Genomic DNA, 12,975 nt, shown 5'->3' with positions numbered 1-12,975 from the left:
ACTAACGATTAAACAGCTACATTATTTTCTCTTAATGCCGCATTCAAAGAGGTCTTCTTATCAGTGCTTTCTTTTCTTTGTCCAATTATTAAAGCACAAGGAACTTGGTATTCTCCAGCTGGAAATTTCTTAGTAAAAGAGCCAGGAATTACCACGGATCTCTCTGGAACATATCCAGTATATTCAACTGGTTTATCTCCGGTAACGTCAATGATTTTTGAGCTAGCAGTTAAGGTAACATTAGCTCCAAGCACTGCTTCTTTTCCAATTCTAACCCCTTCAACAATTATACATCTTGAACCGATAAAAGCATTGTCTTCTACTATAACAGGAGCTGCTTGAACAGGTTCCAAAACCCCACCTATTCCTACACCACCACTAAGGTGAACGTTTTTACCAATTTGAGCACAACTTCCAACAGTTGCCCAAGTATCTACCATTGTTCCGCTATCAACATACGCTCCAATATTTACATAAGATGGCATCATCACAACCCCTTCATTTACAAAAGAACCATAACGAGCAATAGCATGTGGCACTACCCTTACGCCTAATTTTTCATAGCCTTTTTTAAGTTTTATTTTATCATGGAATTCGAAAGGCCCAACATTTATAGATTGCATTTTTTGAAGAGGGAAGTATAAGATAACTGCTTTTTTAACCCACTCATTTACTGTCCAATTACCATTGCCATCAGGTTCAGCAACTCTGATTTTTCCATGGTCTAATTCTTCTACTATTGTCTTAACTGCAATTTGTGTGTCCTTATCTTTTAACAACTCCCTGTTGTCCCATGCCTTTTCTATAAATTCTTTAAATTCCATTTTCTGTTTATATCTTTAATCTGTGGATGATAAAATAAAAATACTTATTGTTTCAGTTTTAAAACCGGCTGATGATGTTCGCTCTTACCATAAGATTGGAAAATCACTTGCGCAAACAAATAAATATGAAGTAAATATCATAGGCTTTGATTCAAAAATGAAAGCCAAAGAGAAAAATATTTCACTTCATCCACTTTTTAAATTCAAAAGAAATTCAATTTCAAGACTTTTTGCTCCTATAAAAGTCCTGAAAAAATACATTGAATTAAAACCTAAACTCATAATCGTTAACACACCTGAATTACTGCCAGTTATGATGATTATCAAAATATTATTTGGCACTAAAATTATATATGATGTACAAGAGAATTATCAATTAAATGTGAAATATAGTACTCTATACTCTGCAATAAAAAAACGGCTAATTAGTACCTATTTATCAACTATAGAAAATCTTAGTAAATACTTCACTAGCGGCTATCTATTGGCAGAAGAGGTATATGAAAAGCAATTAGAATTTATTGACAATCAAAACTATATCACAGTTTTAAACAAAAGCATATTACCTGTTAAAACTGAATACAAGCCAATACATATCATTCCAAACCATCCTATTAATTTAGTAATTTCAGGTACACTTGGTAGAGAATATGGTACATTAGAAGGCATAGAGTATTGTAAATACCTCAATAAAAACAGTTACAATGTCACTTTAGATATTATTGGATATTCTGCTGACAATCAATATCTTGAAAAGATTCAAAATTCAATTAAAAACCTAAGCTTCATAAATGACAGAATAGAAAATAAACCAATACCTCAACAAGATATAATTGAAGTAAGCAAGAAAGCGGATATGGCCCTGCTTCCCTACCAACTAAACCCAAATTTAAAGGATAGATTCCCGACAAAGATATATGATTGCATAGCATTAGGAATACCTATGATTATACCTAAGAATGCAAATTGGGCTAATTTCCTATCTCAATACCCTGCTTCAGTTTCTATTGATTTTAACTCACCAACTAAAAATGAGCTAAAGGATCAATTAGATAAGAAAAGCTTTTACGTACAAGCTCCAGGAAAAGAAATAGAATGGATAATTGAAGAAAAGAAATTAGTGAACTTCATTGAAAAAATAATAACTAAATAATTTTTTAGACAAATCTAAACACTGTTAAAATCACCTTTAATTCCTTTAAAAACGAATGTTATAAATTTATATAAAATATTTTTAGATTACCCTAATTTTATTTTACCTTGCATGAAATTATAGCTAATAAATGAAGAAATTAAGTTTTGCTGAAGAGAACTACCTAAAAGCTGTATACCACCTTTCTAATGCTGGTGAGCAAGATGTAACCACTAATGCGATTGCTGAAGAAATGGAAACAAAAGCTGCCTCCGTTTCTGACATGTTGAGAAGACTGTCAGAAAAAGAAATGGTAGTCTACCGAAAATATCAGGGAGTGAAAATATCAGAAAAAGGTAAAACTGCAGCTTTACAAGTCATAAGAAAACATAGACTTTGGGAAGTATTTTTAGTGGAAAAATTGAAGTTCAATTGGGACCAAGTCCATGAAATTGCAGAGCAATTAGAGCACATAAAATCCCCCCTACTCATCCAAAGATTAGATGAATTTTTGGGTCATCCAAAGTTCGATCCACACGGAGATCCTATTCCAGACGAAAATGGATTATTCAAAGAAAAACCTCAAGTACCTCTTGCAGAAGTTGAGCTCTCTGGTGATGGAATTGTAGTAGCCGTGAAAGATACAAATTCAATGTTTTTACAACATCTTGATCGTATAGGGATTTACTTAGGAGCGAAAACTAAAGTCACTGAAAAAGTTGAGTTCGATGGCTCAATGGAAATTCTAGTTGACGGAAAAAATAAATTATTCATCAGTAAAGAAGTTGCAGAAAATGTATTGGTCACTCACTAAATATTCACTCATAATTTCATTTATATTTTTAGCCTTTTCATGCAGTCAGCCTAGCGAGAAAAATGAGCAAACTTACATTGTTTGTACAACCGGAATGATTAAGGATGCAGCCAAAAATATAATAGGTGACAAAGCAAAAATAGAAGCTTTAATGGGACCCGGTGTAGACCCTCATTTATATAAAGCTACACAAGGTGATTTAAAAAAATTGCAAGCCGCTGACATCATCATTTATAACGGACTTTTCCTTGAAGGCAAAATGGGTGAAATCTTAGAAAAGTTAAAAAATAGAAAAACTGTAATTGCCATGGCTGAGTTGTTAAATAAAGAATCATTTATTAACAATACTGAGTTCCAAGGAGCATACGATCCGCACATATGGTTTGATGTTAATTTATGGAAAAAGGCCTCTACCCTCTTGAGTAAAAAATTGATCCAATATGACAGTAGCAATCAAAATTATTACCAGAAAAATACTGATCAATATATTCACTCTTTGGACAGTTTAAATGAAGCTGTTTCTCAAAAACTTAAAGATATACCCGATAGTAAAAGAGTATTAGTAACCGCTCATGATGCATTCGCTTATTTTGGGCGCGCTTATAACATTGAGGTGCGTGGCCTTCAGGGTATATCAACTTTATCTGAATTTGGCCTTAGAGATGTTAGTAATTTAGTAGAGTTCATAACCGAAAATGAAATCCCAGCCATATTTACAGAAACCTCTGTTTCTGAAAAAGCTATAAAAGCAGTGCTGGAAGGCTGCAAAAGTAAAGGACATGATGTAGTGATTGGCGGCAGTTTATACTCTGATGCTATGGGAGAAGAAGGAACATTTGAAGGCACTTATTTAGGAATGGTTCATTCCAATGTTGAAAAAATAGTTGAAGGATTATCCAGAATCTCAAAAGAAAGCAAATAATGATCAGACAAGTTGATAATCCAATAATTGAAATACATGATCTTTCAGTGGCATATGAGCGAAAGCCTGTTTTGTGGGATGTAGACCTAAGTTTACCTGAAGGTCAACTCATAGGGATCATTGGACCTAATGGAGCGGGTAAATCTACCTTATTAAAAGCCATTATGGGTTTACTACCGCTCAATAGTGGCTACATCCAAATAAATGGTAAGCCTTTGGAGGAAATGCGCCACAAGATTAGCTATGTACCTCAAAGGGAAAGCGTAGACTGGGATTTCCCAACTTCTGTTTATGAGGTTGTAATGATGGGAAGATATGGGCAACTAGGCTTATTCAACAGACCCAAAAAAGCAGATAAAGAAATTGTGATGGATAGCTTGAGAAAAGTAGGGATGGATGGATTTAAAGATCGTCAAATATCTCAGTTATCAGGCGGACAGCAGCAAAGAGTATTTCTTGCAAGAGCACTGGCTCAGCAAGCTGATATATATTTTATGGATGAGCCTTTTGCGGGTGTAGATGCTGCAACAGAAAAAGCTATCATTGAATTGCTAGGTGAAATGTCTGCTCAAAACAAAACTGTTATTGTAGTTCATCATGACCTTCAATCCGTTGCTAAATACTTTGATTGGATTATCTTATTAAACATGAGGTTGGTGGCTTCAGGGAAGATTAACGAAGCATTTACTCCCGAATTACTACAAGAGACCTATGGTGGAAAATTAACCCTACTCACTGAAATCAGTGATTTGATACAAAAACACAGATTTCCAAACAGAGAATAATATGTGGGAGAACGCAATAAGCTTTTTTGAATTTAATGATGCTAACGTAATCTACGTATCATTAGGAACCATCATATTGGGCGCTGCGGCTGCCATTGTTGGAGTATTTACTTTTTTCAGAAAAAAAGCTTTGATTGGTGACGCCATTGCCCATTCTATTTTACCTGGCGTTTGTTTAGCTTTTATTTTAAGTGGCACAAAAAACTATTTATTACTTATAAGTGGAGCATTTTTCACCGGATGGTTATCGATATTAGCAGTTGATTACATTACTAAAAAATCAAAAATCAAAGAGGATACTGCTATAGGTTTAATATTATCCGTTTTTTTTGGTGTTGGGATTATGCTGCTCACTTATATTCAGCAGAGCGGGAATGCCGCTCAAACCGGATTAGACTCATTTCTATTTGGTAAAGCTGCTAGCATGTTGGCTCAAGATGTTATTATTTTCTCTGCCATTAGCCTTGTACTAATTTTAATGATTATACTTTTTTATAAAGAATTAAAACTAATTACCTATGATAAAGATTTTGCAAAATCAATCGGTCTACCAGTAAAATGGATTGAGTTTTTATTAAGCTCTTTAACCGTACTGGCCGTAGTGACAGGAATTCAAGCAGTTGGAGTGGTATTAATGGCAGCATTACTGATTACTCCTACAGCTGCAGCCAAATATTGGTCAGGGAGCCTTTCCTTAATCATGATATTAGCCGCCATTATTGGAGGCTTTTCAGGAGTATCTGGTGCTTTTATTAGCTACATAGCCCCTAATATGCCAACTGGCCCATGGGTAGTAATGGTATTGTCCATTAGTGCTATAATATCAATAATGTTTGCTCCTAAAAAAGGCTACATCTCCAGACTTTGGCAGCAGACTAAAAACAGAAGGCAAATTCAAGATGAAAATATTTTAAAAGCATTTCATCAAATTGCGGAAAAGGAAGAATCTTTTGGCGAACCAAAATCAATTGAAAAGTTAAGAGAGAAAAGATATTACGCAATCAAATTAATGAAAAGAATTCTGGCTCGCTTAAAAAGACAAGGCTATTTAAACAAAACCTCAAAAGGTTACTATCTATCTGATTACGGCCAAAGAAAGGCTGCCAGACTTGTAAAGCTTCACAGGCTATGGGAATTATATTTAACTGAATATTTGAGAATTGCACCTGATCATGTACATGAAGATGCAGACACCATAGAACATCTAATTACACCAGAATTAGAAAAAAGATTAGAAGAAAAATTAGGGTATCCTGAGGTTGACCCTCATAATTCGAAAATACCATACAATTAAGGTTGGTTTTAAAACATTAAATTCGATCTATCGATTTAATTATACATAAATAATAATAATTAAAAATATGAATTACTTAAAAATTACACTTAGCATTTTAACAGTCTCTTTATTTCTTTCATGTGGCGGAAACCAAGAGACAGAACAAGCTTCATCAGATGAAAACCAAATGACTTCAAAAGAAATCATGCAGAAAGAAGCTGAAAAGAAAGAAAAGACTGAAGTGACTGAGGAAGAAGAGATCATTAAAATTGTAATCGAAGCTGATGACCAAATGCAATACAATTTGGATGAAATGACCGTTAAAGCAGGTTCAACAGTAGAGTTAACACTTAAGCATGTGGGGCAATTACCTAAAGATCAAATGGGGCATAATTGGGTTTTATTAAAACCTGAAGCCAGCATCATGCAATTTAGCCAAAAAGCATCTTCTGCTAAAGATAATGATTACATTCCTGAAAGCTTAGCCGATCAAGTAATTGCCAATACAAAAATGTTAGGCGGTGGTGAAGAAGCTACTATCACCTTTGAGGCTCCGGAAAAAGGAACTTATGATTTTATCTGTTCCTTCCCAGGGCATGCCATGATTATGCAGGGTAAGTTTATAGTTGAATAAATTATAGGACTACAAATAGCCATTATAAACTGAATAAATGTCTGATTTTTATATCATATTAACAGGTACATTAGTAGCCATAGCTTGCGGAATACTAGGTTGCTTTCTTATATTAAGAAAAATGGCCATGGTAGGTGATGCTATTTCTCATGCAATTTTACCAGGTATTGTATTGGCTTTTTTATGGTCTGGAAGTAGAGACTCAGTTACCATGCTTCTGGGAGCTGGGACTCTGGGTGTCCTTACAACTATTTTGATAGAATTCCTACATAAAAAAGGAAAGCTGCAAACGGATGCTTCTATTGGGGTCACTTTCACATGGTTATTTGCAATTGGCGTAATTTTAATTTCAGCCTTTACAGGCCAAGTTGATTTAGATCAGGAATGTGTTTTATATGGTGAAATTGCCTATGTTCCGCTTGATACTATTATATTAGCTTCTGGTCGAGACATAGGACCAGAAGCTATTTATTTAATTGGGACTGTACTATTATTTGTCATTCTATTTGTAACAATAGGCTATAAACAGTTAAAAATCACCTCATTTGATCCTGAATATGCTGTGGCATTAGGGATATCCGCAACGCTTTGGAATTATTTATTGATGGCTTTTGTATCTTTCACTACGGTAGCTTCTTTTGAATCAGTGGGTGCTATACTTGTAGTTGCCTTTTTAATTGCTCCTGCTGCTACTGCTTATCTGATCAGTAAAAGGTTGAAAACTATGATTTGGTTAACCTGTCTTATTGGTTTTTTAAGTGCTTTTTTCGGATATTACCTGGCTGTTGCGCTAAATGCTTCAATTGCAGGATCGATGGCTACAGTTTGTGGAATTATTTTTGGGATAGTTTTTGTTTATATAAGGATTCAAAGTAAGAAAGTCACAAAAGTTACAAACTTTGAGTCGATTCAAGTTTAACTTTGCTTAAATACAATTTTATGAAAAATACTTTTTTAGCAATTCTATTGACATCAGTTATAGGTTTATTTGCTTTTCAATCTGAGCCAGAGAAAAGAACAAATAAGAATAAAGAAATTGAATGGTTAAGCATTACTGAAGCTTATAAGCTAAACCAAAAAGAGCCTAGAAAAATCTTTGTTGATGTTTACACTAACTGGTGTGGATGGTGTAAAAAAATGGATAAAGAAACCTTTACTGATCCTGAAGTAGTGGATATTGTTAATGAGAAGTTTTATGCAGTAAAATTAAATGCTGAAAATCGAGATCTAATTATTATGAACGGAGACACCACTACTCAACAAATGATCGCAAGATCAATGGGAGTTACAGGTTATCCAACAATCGTATATATCAAAGAAGATTTTCAAACTATCCAGCCTGTTCCTGGCTATCAGAATGCTAAGAAATTTAAAGACACTTTAGAAAAAATATTAGCCTGGAAATAATTACAGGCTAATTTTCGCATTATATCTCTAATGCTAGTTTCGTAGCCTGTTTTATAGCTTTTTTAGCATCTAATTCAGCTGCTTCAAAAGCTCCTCCGATCAAGTGTGCTTTTTGACCCGATTCTACTACAGAATTAAATAAACTTTTATCCGGAAGTTGCCCCGCACACAGTATTATATTATCTACTTCAATAAGTTCTTGTTTTCCATCCTTTGTAATATACAAGCCTTTATCATCGATCTTATCATACTGCACATTGGTAATCATTTGAACCTGTCTGTTTCTTAAAGAATTTCTGTGAACCCATCCAGTAGTTTTCCCCAATTTCGCACCCATCTTACCTTCTGAGCGTTGTAACATTGTAATTTTTCTAGGAGCCTCAACTTCTAATGGTTTCCCTTCTATCCCTCCTCTAGTTTCAAAATCCATATCTACTCCCCATTCCTTGAAGAAGGCTTGGAGATCATCCCTATTTTCTTCTTCATTATGAGTTAAGTATTCTGCAACATCAAAACCAATACCTCCAGCACCAATTATAGCGACTTTTTCACCTACTGGTTTGTGCTCCTTTAATACTTCAATGTAAGAAAGTACTTTTTCATTTTCTTGACCTGGTATTTTCGGATCTCTTGGACTAACTCCAGTAGCAATCACTACTTCATCATAATCCTTTAGATCTGCCGCTGAAACTTTAGTATTTAATTTTAATTCGACCTTTGTAAGCTCTATTTGCTTTTTAAAATACCTAAGTGTTTCATAAAATTCTTCTTTTCCTGGAATTTGTTTTGCCATATTAAACTGACCCCCAATCTCTGAAGAAGCATCAAATAAAGTGACTTTATGCCCTCTTTTTGCAGCTTCAGTACTAAAAGCTAATCCTGCAGGTCCCGCTCCCACTACGGCTAAATTCTTAACTTCCTGTAAAGGTTGAGCCACAAGTTCCGTTTCATGACAAGCCTTTGGGTTTACTAAACAGCTACTTGTTATATTCTTAAAAACATGGTCCAAACATGCTTGATTACAAGCAATACAAGTATTGATCTCATCTTCCCTACCCTGTTCAGATTTATTGATAATTTCAGGGTCTGCTAAGAAAGGTCTAGCCATAGAAACCATATCTGCTTGTCCATTAGATAATATTTCCTCAGCCGTTTGGGGCATATTAATTCTGTTGGTAGTAATTAAAGGAATATCAACTTCCTTTTTCATTCGTTCTGTTACCCAAGTAAAAGCTGCTCTAGGGACACTGGTTACAATAGTTGGAACTCGGGCTTCATGCCATCCAATACCTGTATTGATGATGTTGACACCTGCTTTTTCTAATTCTTTTCCTAGCATAACAATTTCTTCCCAGGTGCTACCATTAGGAATTAAGTCCAGCATAGAAAGTCTAAAAATAAGGATGAAATCAGAGCCTACTGCTTCCCTTACCGCCTTTACAATCTCAATTGGGAATTTTATTCTATTTTCATAGCTACCACCCCACTCATCATTTCTTTTATTAGTATGCTTAACGATAAATTGATTGATCAAATAGCCTTCTGAGCCCATGATTTCCACTCCATCATATCCTGCTTCTTTAGCTAAGTGTGCTGATTTAGCATAATCCTTAATAGTAGCTTTAATCCTTCTTGAAGACATTTTAAAAGGCTTAAAAGGATTGATTGGAGCCTTGATTCTTGAAGGTGCTAAACTAAAGGGATGATAACCGTATCTTCCCGCATGAAGAATTTGCATACAAATTTTACCTCCTTCAGCATGAACCGCATCCGTAATGACCTTATGCTTTTTAGCATGACTCTTCTTAGTCATTCGAATAGAAAAAGGTTTTAACCATCCTTGCCAATTTGGCGCAACACCCCCCGTAACTATCAAACCTGCACCACCTTTTGCTCTTTCTGCATAAAAAGCAGCCATTTTATCAAAGCCGTCCTTAGCTTCTTCCAAGCCTGTATGCATGGATCCCATTAATACTCTGTTTTTCAATTGGGTAAAACCTAAGTCTAGTGGTTCAAATAAGTTAGGATAAGTTGAGTGTGCCATAAGTCTATTTAGTATGCATGCCTAATAAATAGCAATTTATATATTCTTTTTGAAATCACTCAAAATATCGTGATTTTATCCCTATTTTCACTCCCAAATTTGAACAAAATGCAAGTAATAGATAATCATAAAGCCATTAGAAATAATTTTGACAAAGCCCTAGCAAATATTGAGGCCGAACTTTTAGTCAAAATTCCAGAAGGATTTAATAATAATATACTATGGAATTTTGGCCATGTAGTAGCTACACAAAATGTATTAATATATGGTATGTCTGGCTTGGATTTTACGGTACCCACAGATTTTCTAAAACAATATAAAAAAGGCAGCTTTCCTCAAACCATTGAAAATCCATTAGCTGAACTAGAAGCTATTAAAATCATAGCAGAAAATGCCAATAAGCAATTAATTGAAGATATTAAAGAAGTGAAATTCAATGATTATCAGGCATATGAAACGAGCTTTGGGGTTGTATTAGAAAGTTTTAATGATGCTTTACAATTTAACAATATACACGAAAGCATGCATTTAGGTATTATTAAAACCATGAAGCAGTGTCTTATTAGAAAATAAGTCTAAAAACTGTTTGTTTTAAAGCTTTCCCCATTCTTTAGAGCGGTCATAGAAAGTCTCTCCCTTTTCAATAGTAATGGGTGAGTTAATATTATTATGATACAACTGACCTGTACCCAAACCCTGAGGCATCTTCACTTTTAAATAAGATGCCAATTGACAGATTGCATTCAATCCAATATTAGATTCAAGCATGCTGGTCATCCACCAACCAATATTTAAAGATTCAGCTATTTCAATCCATTCTAAAGTGGATTGAATACCTCCTATCAAGCTAGGTTTTAAGATGATGTATTGTGGTTGTATTTGGGCTAATAATCTCGTTTTATCTTTTATAGTATTTATGCCAATTAATTCTTCATCTAAGGCAATTGGTAATGGAGTTTCTCTGCATAATTTAGTCATTTCCAAATGTTGACCTGCTTTTATAGGTTGCTCAATAGAATGTAAATCCAGTTTAGCTAATTCCTTTAACTTATCTAATGCTTCGGAATCACTAAAAGCTCCATTAGCATCTACTCTAAGGGTGATTTCATCTTTTGAATATTGGTTCCTAATAGATTGTAGTAACGAATATTCTGTTTCAAAATCAATGGCTCCAATCTTCATTTTAATGCAATTAAAACCAGCTTTCAATTTTTCTTCAATTTGTTTTTGCATGAAATCTTCTGATCCCATCCAGATCAAGCCATTTATGGGAATTCTTTCTGTCCCTTTAAAGAAATCAGTGTTAAAAATCATCTTATTTCCACCATTCATGGCGTCCAACAAAGCTGATTCTATGGCAAACTGAATGGAAGGAAAACTTTCAGTAGACATGGATTTTGCAAGCTCGAATACTCCTTCTATGCTAGTGGGAATATCTTGTCCAATTAAAGCATTAGAAACTCTTTCTAGCTCAGGTTCCATTTCATCCAGCTTTTCTATACTTAAACCCTTCAGTGGTCCTGCTTCCCCTACTCCGACCAACCCAGATGAAGTATATAATTTTAAATACCATGTATCTTTCTCTTGAAGTTTCCCTCTCGAAGTACCTGCCTCAAACTTAAATTGTAAAGTATGATGCTGAATAGATGCGCTTGTGATTTTCATTTGGAGAATTGATTTCTGCTAATTTATAAAGCTTTTGTTTGCTAAATAAAATGATTTTGAAATAATTGACTATTATCTTTGCCTTCCTGTTTTAAGACAAGCATTATAGTATTCAGTTATACAGCATAATAATTAGAAATGAGTTTATTAGAGAAGGCTTCACAAATTGATTTATCAAAGTTCAAATATGATTTACCAGATGATAGAATCGCTAAGTTTCCTCTGGAGAAAAGAGATCATTCTCAACTACTACATTATCTAAATGGGAAAATAACTCATCAACATTTTTATAACATTACAGAATTACTACCTAAAAAAAGTAGTTTGATATTTAACAACACGAAAGTAATCCCTGCTCGCATTCATTTTAAAAAGCAAAGCGGGGCAAATGTTGAAATCTTTCTGTTATCACCCGTGGAGCCCACTCCTGAAGTTGCCCAAGCTATGCTCGTAAAGGGAAAGTGTGTATGGTATTGTATGATTGGAAACAGAAAAAGATGGAAAGAAAAAGATCAATTAGAGCGCTTTTTCGAAACAAAATATGGAAAAGTTAAGGTTTCTGCTTCTTATTATAATCATGAAGAAAACTACATACAATTTGAATGGGATAATGATAATATTCCATTTGTTGAAATTGTTGAAATGATGGGTAGTACCCCTCTTCCACCCTATTTAAATAGAACCGCTACTGAGGAAGATAAGCCCAGATATCAAACGGTTTATTCAAAAAATGAAGGTGCTGTAGCTGCTCCTACAGCAGGCTTACATTTTACTGATGAGATACTCTCTCAAATAAAAAAATCACATAATATTCATGAGCTTACACTTCACGTAGGAGCTGGAACTTTTCAGCCCATTAAAACAGATAATGTGATTGAGCATGATATGCATTGTGAGCAAATTCAAATGGAAAAGTCAACCATTGAATTTTTAGCGAGTACTGAAGATCAAATCATTGCAGTAGGTACTACCTCAATTAGAACATTAGAAAGTGCCTATTGGTATGGTATTCAATTAATAAAAGAATCAAAAAAAGAGTTTAATATCAAAAAGCTTTATCCTTACGAGATTGGTTTTGATCATCTTCCATCTAGAAAGGAAAGTTTCCGGGCTATCTTAAATCATATGGAAAAGGAAAATATTGAAAGTATTCATGGAGATACTGAAATATTTATCTTCCCTGGCTACGAATTTCAAGTGGTAAACGGATTAATTACTAATTTTCATCAACCGGAATCAACTCTGATCCTATTAATTTCCGCTTTTATTGGGGATGATTGGAAAAAAGTATACGATGCTGCTTTAGATCATGATTATCGTTTTCTTTCTTATGGTGACTCTTCATTGTTGGTACCCTAGAAAGCATTAAACAGCCGTAATAGAACTTACTTTTATTTATATTTAAATAAAGCCTTAATATTTTTCCTATTATATCTCATTTCCATTACTTTCATATCAATAGTTTTATCATT

At 34.2% G+C, this 12,975-nt stretch carries 13 protein-coding genes; 10 read left to right on the top strand and 3 right to left on the bottom strand.

Going from position 1 to position 12,975, the window contains the following annotated elements; all coding sequences use genetic code 11:
- Positions 1–8: 8 nt before the first annotated feature.
- Positions 9–824 (bottom strand): 2,3,4,5-tetrahydropyridine-2,6-dicarboxylate N-succinyltransferase, encoded by an 816-nt coding sequence (locus QYS47_RS08825; protein ID WP_302125874.1) that lies wholly within the window; start codon positions 822–824, stop codon positions 9–11.
- Between the two features lie 22 nt (positions 825–846).
- Between QYS47_RS08825 and QYS47_RS08820 the strand changes: the two genes are divergently transcribed.
- The 8 genes from QYS47_RS08820 to QYS47_RS08785 all read left to right on the top strand — a co-directional run bounded on the left by QYS47_RS08820 (position 847) and on the right by QYS47_RS08785 (position 7,794).
- Positions 847–1,977: a glycosyltransferase gene (locus QYS47_RS08820; protein ID WP_322345589.1), complete on the top strand. Its 1,131-nt coding sequence runs from the start codon at positions 847–849 to the stop codon at positions 1,975–1,977.
- A 130-nt stretch (positions 1,978–2,107) separates the two neighbouring features.
- Positions 2,108–2,770 carry a metal-dependent transcriptional regulator gene (locus QYS47_RS08815; protein ID WP_322345587.1) on the top strand — a complete coding sequence of 221 codons (663 nt, stop codon included), beginning with the start codon at positions 2,108–2,110 and terminating at the stop codon, positions 2,768–2,770.
- On the top strand, positions 2,751–3,692 hold the full coding sequence (locus tag QYS47_RS08810) for a metal ABC transporter solute-binding protein, Zn/Mn family (RefSeq protein WP_322345585.1): 942 nt from the start codon (positions 2,751–2,753) through the stop codon (positions 3,690–3,692). The genes QYS47_RS08815 and QYS47_RS08810 overlap by 20 nt, the downstream gene beginning before the upstream one ends.
- On the top strand, positions 3,692–4,477 hold the full coding sequence (locus tag QYS47_RS08805; RefSeq protein ID WP_308356938.1) for a metal ABC transporter ATP-binding protein: 786 nt from the start codon (positions 3,692–3,694) through the stop codon (positions 4,475–4,477). Before QYS47_RS08810 ends, QYS47_RS08805 begins: the two co-directional genes overlap by 1 nt.
- 1 nt (position 4,478) lies before the next feature.
- Positions 4,479–5,771, top strand: a complete 1,293-nt coding sequence (locus tag QYS47_RS08800) for a metal ABC transporter permease (protein ID WP_322345582.1) — start codon at positions 4,479–4,481, stop codon at positions 5,769–5,771.
- A gap of 67 nt (positions 5,772–5,838) precedes the next feature.
- Positions 5,839–6,387: an azurin gene (azu, locus tag QYS47_RS08795; RefSeq protein ID WP_322345580.1), complete on the top strand. Its 549-nt coding sequence runs from the start codon at positions 5,839–5,841 to the stop codon at positions 6,385–6,387.
- A gap of 37 nt (positions 6,388–6,424) precedes the next feature.
- Positions 6,425–7,306 (top strand): metal ABC transporter permease, encoded by an 882-nt coding sequence (locus tag QYS47_RS08790; protein ID WP_302125891.1) that lies wholly within the window; start codon positions 6,425–6,427, stop codon positions 7,304–7,306.
- Between the two features lie 20 nt (positions 7,307–7,326).
- Positions 7,327–7,794 (top strand): thioredoxin family protein, encoded by a 468-nt coding sequence (locus QYS47_RS08785; RefSeq protein ID WP_302125893.1) that lies wholly within the window; start codon positions 7,327–7,329, stop codon positions 7,792–7,794.
- 19 nt (positions 7,795–7,813) lie between these two features.
- Here QYS47_RS08785 and QYS47_RS08780 read toward each other — a convergent pair whose 3' ends face one another.
- Positions 7,814–9,838, bottom strand: coding sequence for an NADPH-dependent 2,4-dienoyl-CoA reductase (locus QYS47_RS08780; RefSeq protein WP_322345579.1), 2,025 nt, complete (start codon positions 9,836–9,838; stop codon positions 7,814–7,816).
- A gap of 108 nt (positions 9,839–9,946) precedes the next feature.
- On the opposite strand from QYS47_RS08780, the gene QYS47_RS08775 reads away from it, so the two are divergent.
- Complete coding sequence (locus tag QYS47_RS08775; RefSeq protein WP_322345578.1) at positions 9,947–10,411, top strand: DinB family protein; 465 nt, start codon at positions 9,947–9,949, stop codon at positions 10,409–10,411.
- 18 nt (positions 10,412–10,429) lie between these two features.
- Here QYS47_RS08775 and QYS47_RS08770 read toward each other — a convergent pair whose 3' ends face one another.
- Positions 10,430–11,503 (bottom strand): enolase C-terminal domain-like protein, encoded by a 1,074-nt coding sequence (locus tag QYS47_RS08770; RefSeq protein ID WP_322345577.1) that lies wholly within the window; start codon positions 11,501–11,503, stop codon positions 10,430–10,432.
- A gap of 138 nt (positions 11,504–11,641) precedes the next feature.
- Here QYS47_RS08770 and QYS47_RS08765 point away from each other — a divergent pair, with 138 nt between their 5' ends.
- Positions 11,642–12,862 (top strand): S-adenosylmethionine:tRNA ribosyltransferase-isomerase, encoded by a 1,221-nt coding sequence (locus QYS47_RS08765; protein WP_322345575.1) that lies wholly within the window; start codon positions 11,642–11,644, stop codon positions 12,860–12,862.
- Positions 12,863–12,975: the final 113 nt, after the last annotated feature.

Source organism: Marivirga arenosa (genome assembly GCF_030503875.2).
GTDB lineage: Bacteria > Bacteroidota > Bacteroidia > Cytophagales > Cyclobacteriaceae > Marivirga > Marivirga arenosa.
The sequence above is the reverse complement of the archived record's forward strand: the minus strand, read 5'-3'. Positions and strand labels throughout refer to the sequence as shown.

Bases quoted from the DNA above. Each gene is read 5' to 3' on its own strand.
- QYS47_RS08825 (WP_302125874.1), bottom strand. From the start codon at position 824: ATGGAATTTAAAGAATTTATAGAAAAGGCATGGGACAACAGGGAGTTG.
- QYS47_RS08815 (WP_322345587.1), top strand. From the start codon at position 2,108: ATGAAGAAATTAAGTTTTGCTGAAGAGAACTACCTAAAAGCTGTATAC.
- QYS47_RS08810 (WP_322345585.1), top strand. From the start codon at position 2,751: ATGTATTGGTCACTCACTAAATATTCACTCATAATTTCATTTATATTT.
- QYS47_RS08805 (WP_308356938.1), top strand. From the start codon at position 3,692: ATGATCAGACAAGTTGATAATCCAATAATTGAAATACATGATCTTTCA.
- QYS47_RS08800 (WP_322345582.1), top strand. From the start codon at position 4,479: ATGTGGGAGAACGCAATAAGCTTTTTTGAATTTAATGATGCTAACGTA.
- azu (WP_322345580.1), top strand. From the start codon at position 5,839: ATGAATTACTTAAAAATTACACTTAGCATTTTAACAGTCTCTTTATTT.
- QYS47_RS08790 (WP_302125891.1), top strand. From the start codon at position 6,425: ATGTCTGATTTTTATATCATATTAACAGGTACATTAGTAGCCATAGCT.
- QYS47_RS08785 (WP_302125893.1), top strand. From the start codon at position 7,327: ATGAAAAATACTTTTTTAGCAATTCTATTGACATCAGTTATAGGTTTA.
- QYS47_RS08780 (WP_322345579.1), bottom strand. From the start codon at position 9,838: ATGGCACACTCAACTTATCCTAACTTATTTGAACCACTAGACTTAGGT.
- QYS47_RS08775 (WP_322345578.1), top strand. From the start codon at position 9,947: ATGCAAGTAATAGATAATCATAAAGCCATTAGAAATAATTTTGACAAA.
- QYS47_RS08770 (WP_322345577.1), bottom strand. From the start codon at position 11,503: ATGAAAATCACAAGCGCATCTATTCAGCATCATACTTTACAATTTAAG.
- QYS47_RS08765 (WP_322345575.1), top strand. From the start codon at position 11,642: ATGAGTTTATTAGAGAAGGCTTCACAAATTGATTTATCAAAGTTCAAA.